General features: G+C 38.3%; 17 protein-coding genes and 1 other RNA gene. 17 read left to right on the top strand and 1 reads right to left on the bottom strand.

Translation table 11 applies throughout. The features are described 5' to 3' along the window. Positions 1 to 21: 21 nt before the first annotated feature. The 5 genes from gap (at position 22) to eno (ending at position 5,990) form a co-directional block, all read left to right on the top strand. A complete protein-coding gene (gene gap, locus CER22_RS08980; RefSeq protein WP_000161234.1) occupies positions 22 to 1,026 on the top strand; it encodes a type I glyceraldehyde-3-phosphate dehydrogenase in 1,005 nt (334 codons plus the stop codon). Positions 1,027 to 1,165: 139 nt separating this feature from the next. Then, a complete protein-coding gene (locus CER22_RS08975; RefSeq protein WP_001036333.1) occupies positions 1,166 to 2,350 on the top strand; it encodes a phosphoglycerate kinase in 1,185 nt (394 codons plus the stop codon). Between the two features lie 32 nt (positions 2,351 to 2,382). Next, positions 2,383 to 3,138 (top strand): triose-phosphate isomerase, encoded by a 756-nt coding sequence (tpiA, locus tag CER22_RS08970; protein ID WP_001231043.1) that lies wholly within the window; start codon positions 2,383 to 2,385, stop codon positions 3,136 to 3,138. Beyond that, on the top strand, positions 3,135 to 4,664 hold the full coding sequence (gene gpmI, locus CER22_RS08965; RefSeq protein ID WP_001231145.1) for a 2,3-bisphosphoglycerate-independent phosphoglycerate mutase: 1,530 nt from the start codon (positions 3,135 to 3,137) through the stop codon (positions 4,662 to 4,664). The genes tpiA and gpmI overlap by 4 nt, the downstream gene beginning before the upstream one ends. A 30-nt stretch (positions 4,665 to 4,694) precedes the next feature. Beyond that, positions 4,695 to 5,990, top strand: coding sequence for a phosphopyruvate hydratase (gene eno, locus CER22_RS08960; protein ID WP_000103948.1), 1,296 nt, complete (start codon positions 4,695 to 4,697; stop codon positions 5,988 to 5,990). A 50-nt stretch (positions 5,991 to 6,040) separates the two neighbouring features. On the opposite strand, the gene CER22_RS08955 is transcribed toward eno, so the two are convergent. Continuing rightward, a complete protein-coding gene (locus tag CER22_RS08955) occupies positions 6,041 to 6,991 on the bottom strand; it encodes a nucleoside hydrolase (RefSeq protein ID WP_088608591.1) in 951 nt (316 codons plus the stop codon). A 335-nt stretch (positions 6,992 to 7,326) separates the two neighbouring features. Here CER22_RS08955 and CER22_RS08950 point away from each other — a divergent pair, with 335 nt between their 5' ends. From CER22_RS08950 to CER22_RS08895, 12 genes are all read left to right on the top strand, one after another. After that, entirely contained in the window at positions 7,327 to 7,695 is a 369-nt protein-coding gene (locus tag CER22_RS08950) for a CidA/LrgA family holin-like protein (protein ID WP_075309614.1), read from the top strand. Then, on the top strand, positions 7,692 to 8,384 hold the full coding sequence (locus tag CER22_RS08945) for an LrgB family protein (RefSeq protein WP_000078299.1): 693 nt from the start codon (positions 7,692 to 7,694) through the stop codon (positions 8,382 to 8,384). Before CER22_RS08950 ends, CER22_RS08945 begins: the two co-directional genes overlap by 4 nt. Positions 8,385 to 8,478: 94 nt before the next feature. Then, positions 8,479 to 8,712, top strand: a complete 234-nt coding sequence (gene secG, locus CER22_RS08940) for a preprotein translocase subunit SecG (RefSeq protein ID WP_000557263.1) — start codon at positions 8,479 to 8,481, stop codon at positions 8,710 to 8,712. A gap of 161 nt (positions 8,713 to 8,873) precedes the next feature. After that, positions 8,874 to 9,614 (top strand): carboxylesterase, encoded by a 741-nt coding sequence (gene estA, locus CER22_RS08935; protein ID WP_000761972.1) that lies wholly within the window; start codon positions 8,874 to 8,876, stop codon positions 9,612 to 9,614. Positions 9,615 to 9,756: 142 nt separating this feature from the next. Next, complete coding sequence (gene rnr, locus CER22_RS08930; RefSeq protein WP_088608590.1) at positions 9,757 to 12,195, top strand: ribonuclease R; 2,439 nt, start codon at positions 9,757 to 9,759, stop codon at positions 12,193 to 12,195. A 248-nt stretch (positions 12,196 to 12,443) separates the two neighbouring features. Further along, complete coding sequence (smpB, locus tag CER22_RS08925; protein ID WP_001123922.1) at positions 12,444 to 12,911, top strand: SsrA-binding protein; 468 nt, start codon at positions 12,444 to 12,446, stop codon at positions 12,909 to 12,911. Positions 12,912 to 13,036: 125 nt separating this feature from the next. Continuing rightward, positions 13,037 to 13,391, top strand: a transfer-messenger RNA (tmRNA) gene (gene ssrA / locus CER22_RS08920). Positions 13,392 to 13,758: 367 nt separating this feature from the next. Further along, on the top strand, positions 13,759 to 14,436 hold the full coding sequence (locus CER22_RS08915; RefSeq protein WP_087983994.1) for a response regulator transcription factor: 678 nt from the start codon (positions 13,759 to 13,761) through the stop codon (positions 14,434 to 14,436). Positions 14,437 to 14,805: 369 nt separating this feature from the next. Continuing rightward, complete coding sequence (locus CER22_RS08910; protein ID WP_088608589.1) at positions 14,806 to 15,819, top strand: siderophore ABC transporter substrate-binding protein; 1,014 nt, start codon at positions 14,806 to 14,808, stop codon at positions 15,817 to 15,819. Between the two features lie 19 nt (positions 15,820 to 15,838). Beyond that, positions 15,839 to 16,855: an ABC transporter permease gene (locus tag CER22_RS08905; RefSeq protein ID WP_046960060.1), complete on the top strand. Its 1,017-nt coding sequence runs from the start codon at positions 15,839 to 15,841 to the stop codon at positions 16,853 to 16,855. Beyond that, positions 16,852 to 17,916: an iron chelate uptake ABC transporter family permease subunit gene (locus CER22_RS08900; RefSeq protein WP_088608588.1), complete on the top strand. Its 1,065-nt coding sequence runs from the start codon at positions 16,852 to 16,854 to the stop codon at positions 17,914 to 17,916. Before CER22_RS08905 ends, CER22_RS08900 begins: the two co-directional genes overlap by 4 nt. Beyond that, a complete protein-coding gene (locus CER22_RS08895; RefSeq protein WP_000590056.1) occupies positions 17,913 to 18,665 on the top strand; it encodes an iron ABC transporter ATP-binding protein in 753 nt (250 codons plus the stop codon). The genes CER22_RS08900 and CER22_RS08895 overlap by 4 nt, the downstream gene beginning before the upstream one ends. The last annotated feature ends 202 nt before the right edge of the window (positions 18,666 to 18,867 follow it).

Below are 18,867 nucleotides of genomic sequence, written 5' to 3'. Positions count from 1 at the left end.
TCCCCCAAGGAGGAAATTCAAATGACTAAAATTGGTATTAATGGATTTGGACGTATCGGACGTAACGTATTCCGCGCAGCTCTTAACAACTCTGAGGTAGAAGTAGTAGCAATCAACGACTTAACAGATGCTAAAACATTAGCTCACCTTTTAAAATATGACACAGTTCACGGAACTTTAAATGCAGAAGTATCTGCTAACGAAAACAGCATCGTTGTTAACGGTAAAGAAATTAAAGTTATCGCTGAGCGTGACCCAGCTCAATTACCATGGAGCGACTACGGAGTAGAAGTAGTAGTAGAATCTACTGGCCGTTTCACTAAAAAATCAGACGCTGAAAAACACTTAGGTGGATCAGTTAAGAAAGTTATCATCTCAGCTCCAGCTTCTGACGAAGATATCACTGTAGTTATGGGTGTTAACCACGAACAATACGATGCAGCTAACCACAACGTAGTATCTAACGCTTCTTGTACTACAAACTGTCTAGCTCCATTCGCTAAAGTATTAAACGAAAAATTCGGCGTAAAACGCGGAATGATGACAACAATTCACTCTTACACTAACGACCAACAAATCTTAGACTTACCACACAAAGATTTACGTCGTGCTCGTGCAGCAGCTGAAAACATGATCCCAACATCTACTGGTGCAGCTAAAGCTGTAGCATTAGTATTACCAGAACTTAAAGGTAAATTAAACGGTGGCGCTGTACGTGTTCCAACTGCTAACGTTTCTCTTGTTGACTTAGTTGTTGAACTTGACAAAGAAGTAACAGTTGAAGATGTAAACGCAGCATTCAAAGCAGCAGCTGAAGGCGAATTAAAAGGTATCCTTGGATACAGCGAAGAGCCATTAGTATCTATCGACTATAACGGATGTACAGCTTCTTCTACAATCGATGCATTATCTACAATGGTAATGGAAGGTAACATGGTTAAAGTACTTTCTTGGTACGATAACGAAACTGGTTACTCTAACCGCGTAGTAGACCTAGCAGCATACATGACTTCTAAAGGTCTTTAATTCTTAATTATATAAGTAATCAATGACAAAACGAGGGAGAGGGTTTGTTCCCTCTCTCTCTTCTTTCGTTTTAAAAGCAAATGTGTTAAGCTTTTGAGTGGGTTTTGTCAATCCTAACTAGTAGTCGGAGGGAAATCCAATGAACAAAAAATCAATTCGTGACGTAGATTTAAAAGGTAAGCGTGTATTTTGCCGCGTTGATTTCAACGTACCTATGAAAGAAGGCAAAATTACAGATGAAACTCGTATCCGTGCAGCTCTTCCTACAATTCAATATTTAGTAGAGCAAGGTGCGAAAGTTATTTTAGCAAGTCACTTAGGCCGTCCAAAAGGTCAAGCAGTAGAAGAATTACGTCTTACTCCAGTAGCAGCACGTTTAGGCGAGCTTCTTGGTAAAGATGTTAAAAAAGCAGACGAAGCATTCGGACCAGTTGCACAAGAAATGGTTGCAGCAATGAACGAAGGCGACGTATTAGTTCTTGAAAACGTACGTTTCTATGCGGGCGAAGAAAAGAACGATGCAGAACTTGCGAAAGAATTTGCAGCTCTTGCTGATATCTTCGTAAACGATGCATTCGGTGCAGCTCACCGTGCTCACGCTTCTACAGCAGGTATCGCAGACTACCTACCAGCAGTATCTGGATTATTAATGGAAAAAGAGTTAGATGTACTTGGAAAAGCACTTTCTAACCCAGAACGTCCATTCACAGCTATCATCGGTGGTGCGAAAGTAAAAGATAAAATCGGTGTAATTCGTCATCTATTAGACAAAGTAGATAACTTAATCATCGGTGGCGGACTTGCTTACACATTCGTTAAAGCTTTAGGTCATGAAATTGGTCTATCTCTATGTGAAGACGACAAGATCGAACTAGCTAAAGAATTTATGCAACTTGCAAAAGAAAAAGGCGTAAACTTCTACATGCCAGTTGATGTTGTAATCACAGAGGAATTCTCTGAAACTGCAACAACTCAAATCGTAGGTATCGACTCTATCCCTTCTACTTGGGAAGGCGTGGACATCGGTCCTAAAACACGTGAAATTTATGCAGATGTAATTAAAAATTCTAAGCTTGTTGTATGGAATGGACCAATGGGTGTATTCGAAATGACTCCATTCGCAGAAGGTACAAAAGCAGTAGGACAAGCATTAGCAGATGCAGAAGATACATACTCTGTTATCGGCGGTGGTGACTCTGCAGCAGCTGTTGAAAAATTCGGTATGGCTGATAAAATGAGCCACATTTCTACTGGCGGCGGTGCGTCATTAGAATTCATGGAAGGCAAAGAGCTTCCAGGTGTAGTTTGTCTTAACGACAAATAAGTAGCAGCCAAAGAAAAAGGACGGTGCAAAGCATGCGTAAACCAATTATCGCAGGTAACTGGAAAATGAATAAAACTCTATCTGAAGCAGTTAGCTTCGTAGAGGAAGTTAAAGGTCAAATCCCAGCAGCTTCAGCTGTTGATGCAGTAGTTTGCTCTCCAGCTCTATTTTTAGAGCGTTTAGTAGCAGCAACTGAAGGAACTGATTTACAAGTAGGTGCACAAAACATGCACTTCGAAAAAAATGGTGCATTCACTGGCGAAATTAGCCCAGTAGCACTTAGCGACTTAAAAGTAGGCTACGTAGTACTTGGCCACTCTGAGCGTCGTGAAATGTTTGCTGAAACAGATGAGTCAGTAAACAAAAAGACTCTTGCAGCATTTGAACATGGTTTAACACCAATCGTATGTTGTGGTGAGACTTTAGAAGAGCGCGAAAGCGGAAAAACATTTGATCTAGTAGCAGGTCAAGTGACAAAAGCACTTGCAGGTTTAACAGAAGAGCAAGTTAAAGCAACTGTTATCGCTTATGAGCCAATCTGGGCTATCGGTACAGGTAAATCTTCTTCTTCTGCAGATGCAAACGAAGTATGTGCGCACATCCGTAAAGTTGTTGCAGAAGCTGTTTCTACAGAAGCTGCAGAAGCTGTTCGTATTCAATACGGCGGTAGCGTAAAACCAGAAAACATTAAAGAGTATATGGCACAATCTGACATCGACGGCGCTTTAGTTGGCGGTGCTAGCTTAGAGCCTGCTTCGTTCTTAGGTCTTCTGGGGGCGGTAAAATGAGAAAGCCAACAGCTTTAATCATTCTTGATGGTTTCGGACTACGTGAAGAAACTCATGGGAATGCTGTAGCACAAGCTAAGAAACCTAATTTTGATGGTTACTGGAACAAATTCCCTCACACAACGCTTACAGCTTGTGGTGAGGAAGTAGGTCTTCCAGAAGGTCAAATGGGTAACTCTGAGGTTGGTCACTTGAATATCGGTGCTGGCCGCATTGTATATCAAAGCTTAACACGCGTAAACGTTGCAATTCGTGAAGGTGAGTTCGATCAGAACGAAACTTTCCAAAATGCAATTAAAAGCGTAAAAGAAAAAGGTACTGCTCTTCATTTATTCGGTTTACTTTCTGATGGTGGTGTGCACAGTCACATGAACCATATGTTTGCTCTTCTTCGCTTAGCAGCAAAAGAAGGCGTGGAGAAAGTTTATATCCATGCATTCTTAGATGGCCGCGATGTTGGACCACAAACAGCAAAAGGTTATATCGATGCAACAAATGAAGTAATTAAAGAAACAGGAGTAGGACAATTCGCGACTATCTCTGGTCGTTATTACTCTATGGACCGTGACAAGCGTTGGGATCGCGTAGAAAAATGTTACAGTGCTATGGTGAATGGTGAAGGCCCTACTTATAAATCAGCAGAAGAGTGTGTAGAAGACTCTTATGCGAACGGTATCTATGATGAATTCGTATTGCCGTCTGTAATTGTTAACGAAGATAACACGCCAGTTGCAACAATCAATGATGATGATGCAGTTATCTTCTATAACTTCCGTCCAGACCGTGCAATTCAAATTGCTCGTGTATTTACAAACGAAGACTTCCGTGAGTTCGATCGTGGTGAAAAAGTACCTCACATTCCTGAATTCGTTTGTATGACACATTTCAGTGAAACTGTAGATGGTTACGTGGCATTCAAGCCAATGAACCTTGATAACACATTAGGTGAAGTTGTTGCGCAAGCGGGATTAAAGCAACTTCGCATCGCGGAAACTGAAAAGTATCCGCACGTTACATTCTTCTTTAGCGGTGGTCGTGAGGCTGAATTCCCAGGAGAAGAGCGTATTTTAATTAACTCACCGAAGGTTGCAACGTATGACTTGAAACCTGAAATGAGCATTTACGAAGTAACGGACGCTTTAGTAAATGAAATCGAAAATGATAAACATGATGTTATCATTCTTAACTTTGCAAACTGTGATATGGTTGGCCATTCTGGGATGATGGAACCAACAATTAAAGCAGTAGAAGCAACTGACGAATGTTTAGGAAAAGTTGTAGAAGCGATTCTTGCAAAAGATGGTGTAGCACTTATTACTGCTGACCATGGTAATGCTGATCAGGAGTTAACTGCTGATGGTGGACCAATGACAGCTCATACAACTAACCCGGTTCCTTTCATCGTTACAAAAAATGATGTAGAGCTTCGTGAAGGTGGTATTTTAGGAGATATCGCTCCAACAATGCTTACGCTTTTAAATGTGGAACAACCGAAAGAAATGACAGGTAAAACAATTATTAAATAATTTGCTTATATAAAAAGGAGAGAATTTATTATGTCAACAATTATTGATGTTTATGCTCGCGAAGTCCTTGACTCTCGTGGTAACCCAACTGTAGAAGTAGAAGTTTACACAGAAAGCGGCGCTTTCGGACGCGCTATCGTACCAAGTGGTGCATCTACTGGTGAGCACGAAGCAGTAGAATTACGTGACGGTGACAAATCTCGTTACCTTGGTAAAGGTGTTCTAAATGCAGTAAACAACGTTAACGAAGCAATCGCTCCAGAAATCGTTGGTTTCGACGTAACTGACCAAGCTGGTATCGACCGTGCTATGATCGAATTAGATGGCACTCCAAACAAAGGTAAACTAGGCGCTAACGCTATCCTTGGTGTATCTATGGCAGTAGCTCACGCAGCAGCTGACTTCGTAGGTCTTCCATTATACCGTTACCTTGGTGGATTCAATGCAAAACAATTACCAACTCCAATGATGAACATCATCAACGGTGGTTCTCACGCTGATAACAACGTAGACTTCCAAGAGTTCATGATCTTACCAGTTGGTGCTCCAACATTCAAAGAATCAATCCGTATGGGTGCTGAAGTATTCCATGCACTTAAAGCTGTATTACATGACAAAGGTCTTAACACTGCAGTAGGTGACGAAGGTGGATTCGCTCCAAACCTTGGTTCTAACCGTGAAGCATTAGAAGTAATCATCGAAGCTATCGAAAAAGCTGGTTACAAAGCTGGCGAGAACGTATTCTTAGGAATGGACGTTGCTTCTTCTGAGTTCTACAACAAAGAAACTGGTAAATATGACCTTGCAGGCGAAGGCCGTACTGGCTTAACTTCTGCAGAAATGGTTGATTTCTACGAAGAGCTTTGCAAAGACTTCCCAATCATCTCTATCGAAGATGGTTTAGACGAAAACGACTGGGATGGTCACAAATTATTAACTGAGCGTATCGGTGATAAAGTACAATTAGTTGGTGACGACTTATTCGTAACTAACACTCAAAAACTTGCTGAAGGTATCGAAAAAGGTATCTCTAACTCAATCTTAATTAAAGTTAACCAAATCGGTACTTTAACTGAGACTTTCGAAGCTATCGAAATGGCTAAACGTGCTGGTTACACAGCAGTTGTATCTCACCGTTCTGGTGAAACTGAAGATGCTACAATCGCTGACATCGCAGTTGCAACTAACGCTGGCCAAATCAAAACTGGTTCTATGAGCCGTACTGACCGTATTGCTAAGTACAACCAATTATTACGCATCGAAGACGAACTAGGCGAAATCGCTGTTTACGATGGTATCAAATCTTTCTACAACATCAAACGATAATTGTAGAAAATAACGACAGACCGTGAGAAATCACGGTCTGTTTTTTTATGTTAAAATTGCTCACCCGTCATAAGTGACATGAAATGTTTAAAGAAGCGGTTATAATCAAAATCAATTGCGATTTGATGACTCGGCCAATCAATAAATGGCTTAGATTCTCCTAAAGAACGAAATTCCCCTATGCTTGTTCCTTGTGCATAAGATTCTGTCATGACAACGATAGGTGACTTGTGATATGTAAACATAGAGTTATCAAGTAAAGCGAGTATTGGCATTGTGTCATGGAAGGGGCTCCCCTTTAAATGCGGTAAGGCGTCTTTATAATATCCGTAGTAATAATGATTGAATAACGGTTTGACGAGTGGGGCTTTTCCTTTTGCTTCAATATATTCAGCCATTTCTGGTGTAATGATGGAATACTGAGTGACGTTTAATGGATAGATGTACATGTTAGGTGAGGATTGAAGGACTATATTAGCAGCAGTAGGATCGCCATAAAAGTTTGCTTCGGAAATAGGGGTAACATTACCAGGATGTAAAAAGGCACCGCCCATTACGTAGTAAGATTTAACTTGCTTCATGAGCTGTTTACATAAGATGAATAAAATTGCTAGGGAGGTAAGTCTGCCTAAACTAACAATGGTTAATTCATCTTTATACTGTTCAATAAGAGGAATGACTTCGAAAAAATTCTCCATTTCTCCGTTAGTCACATGTCCCTTTGGAATAATTGGCCCGAGCCCTTGTTTCCCGTGTACTTCCGTAAAGAAAGCAGGAGGGGCGCCAGTAAGTGGGCGTTCTGATCCACCAAATATCTTGATATTTCTATCCTTTGCTTCGTTCTTAAGAAAATGAGCGTTTTGTACGGCCATTTCTTTTGGAACATTGCCGTAATCAGCAACAATGCCGACGATTTCTATTTCATCAATAAAGAATGCTAAGAGGAGAGCCATCGTATCATCAATCCCAGGATCACAAAAAATAAGAACTTTTTTTGGCATATGTTCACCACCTATCTTGTTTATCCCGTAAAAGCCTGATTGTAGGGATGAAGAAAACCACCACTAATGAAAGTTTCACTTTATATATATGTAAGCTTAAGGATAAAAAGATTATTTTATTGAAATAACAACGTTATAAATTCAGAAAATAAAAACTTTTTATATTAGGTCAAGGTTTTTGACTTAATTTCTATGCGGAAATCCAGTCATATCAAGGTTGTAAGCGTCTAACATAAGCTGTTTTTGCTGTCAAGTTGATAAATTGCAGCTTTTTACAATTTATACTATGATAAAGATATTAAGAGAAGATCGTATAAACATGAGGGATGATGAACATGAAATTTACAAAGATTCTTGTCCAAATTGCTGCTCTTTACGTCTTGTATATGGTTGGAACTTGGTTACAAGAAGTGTTAAATATTCCGATTCCAGGAAGTTTGATTGGAATGTTCCTCTTACTTGTTTTACTTAGCCTAAAAGTCCTTCCAGTGAAATGGTTCGATTTAGGAGCAGAAACACTCGTTGCTATTATGCCGTTTTTATTAATTCCGCCAACACTTGGCCTAATGAATTACGGTGCTTTTTTTATGAGTAAAGGAATTTCTCTTTTCATTACAATTGTAGCGAGTACATTTTTAATTATTATTGTCGCAGGGCATACAGGACAATATCTTGCGAATAGAAAGGAAAGAGAGTCGCGATGAGCCAAATATTAATCGGAATCGGTTGGGTTCTTTTTACGGTGCTATTATACCAATTATCTAAAAAAATCTATAAATTATTTCCAACACCATTCACCATTCCAATGCTTGTAGCAACAGGATTAATGGCTTTCTTATTTATCATGCTTGATATACCATATCAACATTATATGGAAAGCGGTGGTGGCTGGATTGCAAAACTGCTCGGACCCGGTGTTGTAGCATTTGCAATTCCTCTTTATAAGCAACGTCACGTTCTGCAAAAATATGTTGTACCGATTGCTGGTGGCGTATTAGTAGGGACAACAGTTGCAATCGCAAGTGATTTTGCCATTGCATCACTTATGGGAACAGATAAAAGCTTAATTTTATCTTCTTTACCAAAATCGGTGACAATGCCAGTTGCGATGAGTGTTTCAGAGCAAGTTGGTGGTGTACCGTCATTAACAGCAGCTTTCGTTGTTATCGCAGGTATTACTGGAACGATTACCGGCCCACTTTTATTAAAATGGAGCCGCGTTACAAACTCAGTTGGTAAAGGTATCGGATTTGGATGTGCTTCTCATATTATGGGTGTAATGAGAGCGATGAAAAATAATGAACATGAAGGTGTTATTGGATCGGTAACAATGACATTAACAGCAATTTTGACATGTTTGCTTGGGCCGTTATTTGCAATGATGTTTATGTAATAGAAGAAAAGCGAGAGCGACTCTATAGCTCTCGCTTTTCTATAGAATTTATGCTACAGTTAAAATAACTGAATCTTTGTAGGAGGTACGCCAAGTGCATACGTTATTATCCGTTTTACTTATTATTGTATCGATTTTAATGATTGTTATGGTACTTATGCAGTCTAGTAATAGCTCAGGCCTTTCAGGTGCAATTTCAGGCGGTGCAGAGCAATTATTTGGTAAGCAAAAAGCACGTGGAATTGAAGCGGTATTAAACCGTATTACAATTGTTTTAGCTGTTCTATTCTTCGTATTAACAATTGCTGTTACGTACTTAAATTTATAGAATTGAAAGAAGAAGCGTTAGTAAGATGTACTAATGGTTCTTCTTTTTTTATTTTGCCATTTGAAAGATGTTTCTAATTAGATTATAGAAATATAAATATGGTACACTAGATATAGAAAGAATACGACTAGATTACAGAAGAGAAAGAGGAGAAGTACATGATGAAATTAGCATCTCCGAAACCATTTACATTTGAGGGTGGAGACCGCGCTGTTTTATTACTACATGGTTTCACAGGAAACTCAGCTGATGTACGTATGTTAGGGCGTTTCTTAGAGAAGAAAGGCTACACTTGTCATGCGCCAATTTATAAAGGGCACGGTGTACCACCAGAAGAGCTTGTTCATACAGGTCCTGAAGATTGGTGGCAAGACGTAATGGAGGCATATCAGCTTTTAAAAGATAAAGGCTTTGAGAAAATTGCTGTTGTTGGATTATCACTTGGCGGCGTATTTTCTTTAAAATTAGGTTATACAGTACCTGTTTTAGGTGTAGTACCAATGTGTGCACCAATGTATATTAAGAGTGAAGAAACGATGTACCAAGGTATATTGGCATATGCCCGCGAATATAAAAACCGTGAGCAAAAATCACCAGAGCAAATCGAACAAGAAATGTTGGAATTCCAAAAGACACCGATGAATACATTAAAAGCATTACAACAATTAATTGCTGACGTACGTAACAATGTGGATATGATTTATGCACCTACATTTGTTGTACAAGCACGTCATGATGAAATGATTAATACAGATAGTGCTAACATTATTTATAACGGTGTAGAATCTACGTTAAAAGACATTAAATGGTATGAAGACTCTACGCATGTCATTACACTTGATAAGCAACGTGACGAGCTACATGAGGATGTATATAACTTCTTGGAGCAACTAGATTGGTAAGATCTAGTTGCCTCTTTTTTTCATAAGGAATTTTTTGTGAAAACTGTAAAAATCATTAGGGGAGTATTAAATTTTCGCTTTATACATCCCCAGTCTTTCGGATACACTAAATAATATAAGGGTTTAAAGGAGGTATTTCTGCTTGGAAGAAATCATACAAGAAAATATTGATAAGTTGTTGTTATTTATGAGAGAAGAAGCGTATAAACCGTTAACAATACAAGAGTTAGAAGAGGCATTTGGAATTGAAGGGTCTGAGGGCTTTAAAGATTTTGTAAAGGCACTTGTAATGATGGAAGAGAAGGGACTTGTTATTCGCACACGTAGTAACCGTTACGGTCTTCCTGAAAAGATGAATTTAGTACGCGGTAAATTAATTGGACATGCACGTGGCTTTGCATTCGTTGTACCAGAAGAGAAGAAAACGGGAGATGATGATCTTTTCATCCCACCTACAGAGTTAAACGGTGCACTTCATGGCGATACAGTATTAGCGCGTGTTAGCGCACAATCAAGTGGATCACGCCAAGAAGGTTCAATTGTACGTATTTTAGAGCGCGGCACGAAAGAACTAGTTGGTACATATACAGAATCGAAAAACTTTGGATTTGTTGTACCTGACAATAAGCGCTGGACGAGTGATATCTTTATCTTGAAAAGTGCATCAATGGGTGCTGTAGAAGGCCATAAAGTAGTTGTGAAAATTACGAGCTATCCAGAGAATCGTTTAAGTGCAGAAGGTGAAGTTATTCAAATTCTAGGTCATAAAAATGATCCAGGAGTAGATATTTTATCAGTTATTCATAAACACCATCTACCTTTAGCATTCCCTGAAGAAGTGATGGAGCATGCAAACAGTGTACCAGAAACGATTTCAGAAGAAGATTTAAAAGATCGCCGTGATCTGCGTGACCAAATGATTGTAACGATTGACGGTGCAGATGCGAAAGATTTAGATGACGCTGTTACAGTAACGAAGCTCGAGAACGGTAACTACAAGCTTGGCGTTCATATTGCGGATGTAAGTCATTACGTTCAAGAAGGTTCTCCAATTGATGTAGAAGCAGCGGAAAGAGCAACGAGTGTATATCTTGTTGACCGTGTAATTCCGATGATTCCGCATCGTCTATCTAACGGTATTTGTTCGTTAAACCCGAAAGTAGACCGTCTGACGTTATCTTGTGAAATGGAAATCAACAACTTAGGTGATGTTGTAAAGCATGAGATTTTCCAAAGTGTGATTAAAACGACAGAGCGTATGACGTATGCTGACGTAAGAAGCATTTTAGAAGATGAGGACGAAGAGTTAATCAAACGCTATGAGCCGCTCGTACCGATGTTTAAAGAGATGGGTCAATTGGCACAGATTTTACGTGAAAAACGTATGCGCCGCGGTGCAATCGACTTTGACTTTAAAGAAGCGAAAGTATTAGTAGATGAAGAAGGTAAACCGACAGATGTTGTCATGCGTGATCGTTCTGTATCAGAGAAGTTAATTGAAGAATTTATGCTTGTTGCGAACGAAACAGTAGCAGAGCATTTCCACTGGATGAACGTACCATTCATGTACCGTGTCCATGAAGATCCGAAAGAAGATAAGCTGGAACGTTTCTTCGAGTTTGTAACAAACTTCGGATATGCAGTAAAAGGACGTGCGAATGAAATACATCCTCGTGCGCTGCAACAAATTCTTGAAATGGTTCAAGGACAGCCTGAAGAAGTAGTTATTTCAACAGTAATGCTTCGTTCAATGAAGCAAGCGCGTTACGATGCGGATAGCTTAGGACATTTCGGTTTATCAACTGAGTTCTACACACATTTCACATCACCAATTCGTCGTTACCCAGATACAATCGTTCATAGATTAATTCGTGAATACATCATTAACGGTAAAGTTGACAACGAAACACAAGCAAAATGGCGTGAAAACTTACCTGAAATTGCAGAGCATTCTTCTAATATGGAACGCCGTGCAGTTGAAGCAGAACGTGAAACAGACGAAATGAAAAAAGCAGAGTATATGGTTGATAAAATCGGCGAAGAGTATGATGGTATGATTAGCTCTGTAACAAACTTCGGTTTATTCGTAGAGCTTCCAAATACAATTGAAGGTCTTGTACATGTTAGCTACTTAACAGATGATTACTACCGTTATGACGAGAAACATTTTGCAATGATCGGAGAACGTACAGGTAACGTATTCCGCATCGGAGACGAAATTACAATTCGCGTTATTAACGTAAATAAAGACGAGCGTGCAATCGACTTTGAAATCGTTGGCATGAAAGGTACGCCTCGTCGTAAGTTCAAAGATCGTCCAGTCGTTATCGAACAGCCAAGAACAGGCAGAAAGAAACGCGGTGGACGTAGCGAGCGCAGTGATGAGCGCGGCGGAGAACGTGGTACAGGTAGAAAATTCGACCGTGGTGGCAAAGGAAAAGGAAGAGGATCAGCTTCTGCTTCCACTTCCACTTCCACGTCCGCTAGTCAGCCAGGGAAAAAAGATGGTAACGGTAAGAAGAAAAAAGCATTCTTCGAAAATGTACCAGGATTCAAGAAGAAAAAGAAAAAGCGTAAGTAAGAAAAGGAGGGCTTCGCTTTGATGAAAAGCGGGGCTTTTTCTTTTTTATTGGTGGCTTGAGAGCGGGCCACTTTCGCTTTTTGTTGGAATCCAGCTACAGTGGCTAGAATGTTCGGCGGCTTCGCTTCTTCTCGAGAGGCAAAGAGCGCCTCAAGGTCAGAAGCTCCATCCACCTTACATTCTGAGCGAGCCACTTTCGCTTTTTATTAACATTTGTTACAATAGTAAAAATAGAGGAGGGACGTTATATGCCAAAGGGTACAGGTAAGGTTATTGCACAAAATAAAAAAGCATTTCATGATTATTTCATCGAAGAAACATACGAGGCAGGGCTTGTCCTTCAAGGAACGGAAATTAAGTCGATTCGCGCTGGACGCGTGAACTTGAAAGATGCGTTTGCACGTGTGCATAATGGTGAAGTATGGGTACATAATATGCATATTAGTACATATGAGCAAGGGAATCGTTTCAACCATGATCCGCTTCGCACGAGAAAGTTACTTCTTCATAAAAAAGAAATTGAGAAGTTAACGGGTGCTTCAAAAGAAACAGGCTATGCATTAGTTCCAGTTAGAATTTATTTAAAAAATGGATTCGCGAAAATGGCACTTGGTTTAGCAAAAGGTAAAAAGCAATATGATAAGCGTAACGATTTAAAAGAAAAAGAAGCAAAACGTGAAATTGCACGCGCGTTCCGTGATCGTCAAAAGATGTAATACAGATATTTACATTTGTAAAACGACGCGCGTATGTTATAATAACTTATGTAAGATTGTTGCACATTGAAAAACAGCTCTTAGTAGCTATCACGATATTTCTTCGTATGCTCCATTTTTATCATGGGGACGTTACGGATTCGACAGGGATAGTTCGAGCTTAGGTTGCGAGTCGAGGGGATCGGCCTCGTTAAAACGTCAAAGCCTATAATTGGCAAACAAAACAATCTTTCTTTAGCTGCTTAATTGCACTAAAGGTTCCTCCCTCCATCGTCCATGTGGTAGGGTAAGGGACTCAAACTAAGTGGACTACGCCGGAGTTCGCCGTCTGAGGGCGAAGGAAGAGAACAATCAGACTAGCAACTTGGAAGCCTGTCGATAGGCCGAAGAGTTCGCGAAATGCTAATATATCGACTACACTCGTAGAAGCTTAAGTGCCGATATTTTTGGACGTGGGTTCGACTCCCACCGTCTCCACCAATACATATTTGGTGGTTTTTTTATTTTGTATGATATGAACCATAACTTTTCCAAATTGGCGAGGTTATGGTTCTTTTTGTTTTGTGGTTTTATAAAATGCTTAAGTTGATGAGGGGGAGGGCGGTACCCCTGAAACAGAAAATGAAGAAATAGTTATTGCTGATAAACAGGTATATACTATAGCTACCTTTAATGATTACATAATATGTATTTAAATCTTCATATCCTTTGTGTTTCTATTCACATCTATTGTAAGATTATATAGAGTTCTCCTAATAAGCTGTTACAATGGCCTTTTTTAGGGGTTTCATATTTATAAATTTAAAAATGTTTTTTTGAGATAAATTGAAGTAGAGGTGAACCATCGGTGAGGCAGGTGTTAGTAATTAAGAATGAACGGTCTTTAGCAAAAAAAATCGTAAGCGGTTTAACGCAAGAGGGCCATTTCATTTTAAAACTTCACAATGAAAACCAAGGTTTAAATATAGCATATGAACAAGATTGGGATATTATCATATTGGATTGGGATTCATTAAGTATATCGGGACCAGAAATTTGTAGACAAATACGACTTGTTAAAACGACACCGATCATTATTGTGACTGACAATATTTCTAGTAAGGATTGCATAGCAGGGCTACAAGCAGGAGCAGATGATTATATTAGAAAACCATTTGTGAAAGAAGAATTAGTAGCAAGGGTTCAAGCTATTTTAAGGAGAACTGACTATATCCAGCAAAATGAGACAAACTTTTTTCAATTTAAAGATCTCTTTGTTGATACATCTAGCAATATTGTGAAAAAAGGTAGCGAAAATCTCTCGCTTACGAAGCGCGAGTACGATTTACTTGTATTTTTAATTAAGAATAAAAATACAATATTGAGCCGTGAAATGCTTTTAAATCAAGTTTGGGGATATAACGTAGTAGTGAATCCAAATGTAGTAGACTTATATATTGGGTATGTAAGAAAAAAGTTAAAGTGTGAGAAGAGAGACAGGTATATTCAAACGATACATGGCAGAGGCTATTCAATGGTTGAATGATAAAAATAAGATAATAAAATAGTTTCTGTGAAATATGAAAAGAAGGAAACTATAAAAAGAAGATTGCTATTAGGAAATGGTCATTGTTTTGCAGTAGAAATCATGGTTCATAAGGTGCTCAATCTATTGATTAGCACGTGTGTGGACTGACTCTGGTGCGCATTAGATGAGGTTGTATCTAATTTATGTTTAATTTGATTAACTCACACCATTCACAAGATTTTCACAGAATTAATGACTATACTTATTTACAGGATGTTCAAATGAAAATGATTATCAATAGCAATTTAGATACATGAAAGTTACTATCTAATTCAATCTATGGACGTCATCATTTTCGAACTAAATTACATAATAAGGAGTATACGTATGAAAAAAACTATGCTTTTAAAATTAGTAAGTATGCTAGCAATTTTCACTTTAATGTTAGTAGCTTGCTCAGATTCAAGTAAGGAAACTTCGAAAGCTAATAAAGGTGATAGTAGTGATAAACCAAAAACGGTTGAAATCACTGATGCTCATGGAACTGTTAAAGTCCCTGTAAATCCAAAGAATGTAGTTGCTTTAGATAATAGAACGTTTGAAACTTTAGCTGATTGGGGAATTAAATTAGCGGCTGCTCCAAAGGATATCATGCCTGCGGATTCAGCATATAAAAAGGATGATTCAGTTAAAAATATCGGGAATCACCGCGAACCAAATCTTGAAATCATTGCAGCGGCAAACCCTGACCTTGTAATCGTTGGTCAAAGATTTGCTGATCATTACGAAGAAATCAAAAAATTAGTGCCAAATGCAGCTGTTATTGATCTTAATTTTGATGTTTCTGAGAAGGCTACTAAGCCTGGAGAAAACTTAGTAAAAGGACTTAAAGATTCTACAACTACTTTAGGAAAAATCTTTGCTAAAGATAAAGAAGCTAAACAATTAGTAGCTGATTTCGATAAATCTATTGAAAAAGCAAAATCTGCTTATAACGGAAAAGATAAAGTTATGAGTGTTATCGTTACTGGTGGAAATATTGGCTTTGCTGCGCCGCACTCTGGTCGCGTTTGGGGACCTATGTATGAAATTTTCGGTTGGACTCCAGCATTAGAAGTTTCGAATTCTACTGCAGGTCATAAAGGTGATGACGTTTCTGTTGAAGCTATCGCACAAACGAATCCTGATTGGCTTTTCGTATTAGATCGTGATGCTGCAACATCTGATGCAGCTAAGTCAACACCTGCTAAGGATGTTATTTCTAAATCACCAGCTCTTCAAAACACAACTGCTGTTTCTAAAAAACAAGTTGTTTATGCACCAGAAGATACTTACACAAATGAATCAATTCAGACTTATGTAGAGTTATTTGGAAATCTTGCAAAAACTTTAGCTAAGTAGTGTAAAGGGGTACGAAACAGTGTCAAAAAATATGATTTCTAGGGTTGAGAATATTTCTCAACCCCAGTTTTATAATCACAATAAAATATGGACAAAACCTTTTATAATAGCGGTTATAGTTGTTATAATTTTAGGGATTATATCACTGTTTACTGGAGTTTATGATATACGTGGACAAGAGGACGGAATGGAGATGTTTTTCATCACTCGTGTTCCAAGAACAGTTGCATTAATGCTTACTGGAGCTGCAATGGCGATGGCAGGACTCGTAATGCAACTCATTACACAGAATCGCTTTGTTGAACCTACTACAACGGGGACGATTGAATGGTCAGGCTTAGGCCTGCTTTTTGTGTATTTATTATTTCCTGCCCCGACTTTAGTTCAAAGAATGACTGGTGCAATCATTTTTTCTTTTATAGGAACTATGATTTTCTTTCTATTTTTAAGAAGAGTTAAGCTTCGTTCATCTTTAATTGTCCCGATTATTGGATTGATGCTTGGAGCAGTTATTTCTGCAGTGTCTACTTTTTTGGGACTTCTTTTTCAAATGACGCAAAGTATTGAAACTTGGTTCGTAGGTTCATTTGCTAACATTCAGGTGGGAAGGTATGAATATTTATGGCTGATTGTTATCGTTACTTTGCTTATTTTTATGTATGCTAATAGATTGACTTTAGCTGGACTAGGAGAAGATGTCGCAACAAGCCTTGGCGTTAATTACAATAGAATTGTTCTTTTTGGGACTGGTCTTATCTCTGTTGCTGTTGGAATTGTTGCAGCTGTTATTGGACACTTACCTTTCTTGGGATTAATTGTGCCAAATATTGTTTCCATGTTTAGAGGGGATGATCTTAGAAGTAATTTACCTTGGGTTTGTGTGATTGGAATGGGGACAATCACTGCCTGTGACATCATTTCTCGGACAATTATAAAGCCTTTTGAAGTCCCTGTTTCTTTAATACTTGCAACAGTGGGAGCGGTCGTGTTTATTACTATTCTATTGAGACAAAGAAAACCAAGGAGGCTGCGATGATCACATTAGATTATAGAAATAAAGAAAATGTCGAAGTCGATTCTAGCCTTCATAATGAAAGTAGATCAGCTAGTGCTTTTCATTCTAAGAAGGAGGCAAGACGTTATTGGATTGTACTGACAACATTGATTGCTTTAGGTCTCCTTTCTTCATATGGACTTTTAGTTTATAACAATCCAGTTCCGATAGATTCACCTTCTTTTATCCCGGTTGTTAAGAGAAGGATAGTAGCTATTGTTGCAATGATTATTGCTGCAGTTTGCCATAGCTTATCGACAGTTGCTTTCCAATCTATTACGAGCAATAAGATTATTACTCCTTCACTTTTAGGTTTCGAATCACTTTATTCAGCAATTCAAACGAGTACAATATTCTTTTTTGGTGCTAGTGCATTAATAAACTTTAATGGAATTGGGTCATTTTTATTTCAAGTTGTTGTGATGGTCTTCATGAGTTTGATACTTTATGGATGGTTACTTTCCGGTAAATACGGGAATTTACAACTTATGCTTTTAGTTGGAATTATTATTGGCACCGGGCTAAATTCTGTGTCAACTTTCATGAGAAAACTACTTGCGCCTTCAGAATTTGATATTTTACAAGCGAGATTATTTGGTTCTGTTAATCATGCAGACCCTGCATATTTTCCTGTTGTAATTCCTATGATCATAATTGTAGCGTTATTAATTTTTGCTCATTCTAAGAAGTTGAATGTTTTGTCACTAGGAAAGGATGTTGCTACTTCTTTTGGGGTTAAATATCAACCTAGTGTAATTTATACGCTTGTGTTAGTAGCTATTTTAATGTCTATCTCAACAGCTCTAATTGGGCCACTTACGTTCTACGGCTTTTTAGTAGCAACTTTGAGTTATCAGGCGGCGTCAACTTATGATCATAGATATATTTTCCCAATGGCTTTTGCTATAGGATTTTTAATAATGACGAGTGCATACTTTTTAATGTATCATGTATTCCATGCTCAAGGTGTAGTTTCAGTTATTATTGAATTATTTGGTGGAATCATATTCTTAACTATAGTTTTAAGGAAGAGGGCTTTATGATAAAAATCGATAATGTTAAAAAGTTCTATACTGATAAGGTGAAAATAGGACCTTTGGATATTGAAATACCAAAAGCGGGCTTTACTTCTTTAATTGGACCAAATGGCGCTGGAAAGTCTACGACACTATTGATGATTGGAAGACTTTTAGATATGGATGAAGGCCAAATTCAAGTAGCGAATATGGATGTTTCTGAATCCAAATCAAAAGACTTAGCAAAAATTTTGACTATATTGCGACAAGAAAATCATTTTGTAACGAGGCTTACCGTTAGACAACTAGTTGGATTTGGGCGCTTTCCTTATTCAAAAGGAAGATTAACTAAAGAAGATGAGGTTATCATTTCTAAATATATCGATTTCTTAGATTTAACTAGTTTAGAGAATAGATATTTAGATGAGCTTTCTGGTGGTCAAAGACAAAGGGCATATGTAGCGATGGTATTGTGCCAAGAGACTGAATATGTGCTATTGGACGAGCCTCTGAACAACCTTGATGTTGCGCGCTCTGTTCAAATGATGGAGCATTTGAGACGTGCAGCTAATGAATTCGGAAGAACAATTTTGACTGTTATGCATGACATAAATTTTGCAGCTAAATACTCTGATAAAATTTGTGCTATGAAAGATGGACAAATTGCTGCTTTTGGAACAGTAGAAGAGGTTATGGACCCAACACTTTTGACAGATATTTTTGAAACAAAAATAGAAATTATCAATGGTCCTTATGGGCCAATTGCTGTTTATTAGTTACAAAATGAGTATGCAAAAAAAGCTGCTGTCTATATTTTATAGGCAGCAGCTTTTTTTTGCGATTGCCCATTCCGCGGATATTTCATTTGCGACGCTTTGAGCGCTCAGAATATGAGGTTGTATTTATAAAAAAGTTCTTTTACATACGGTGAATGTTATTCTCTCATTTCGAAAATGTCGTAATCAAAAGAGGTGATTA

The sequence above is a fragment of the Bacillus sp. K2I17 genome (genome assembly GCF_002209985.1).
In the GTDB taxonomy this organism is placed as follows: domain Bacteria; phylum Bacillota; class Bacilli; order Bacillales; family Bacillaceae_G; genus Bacillus_A; species Bacillus_A wiedmannii.
This window is presented reverse-complemented; position numbering and strand designations above follow the sequence as displayed.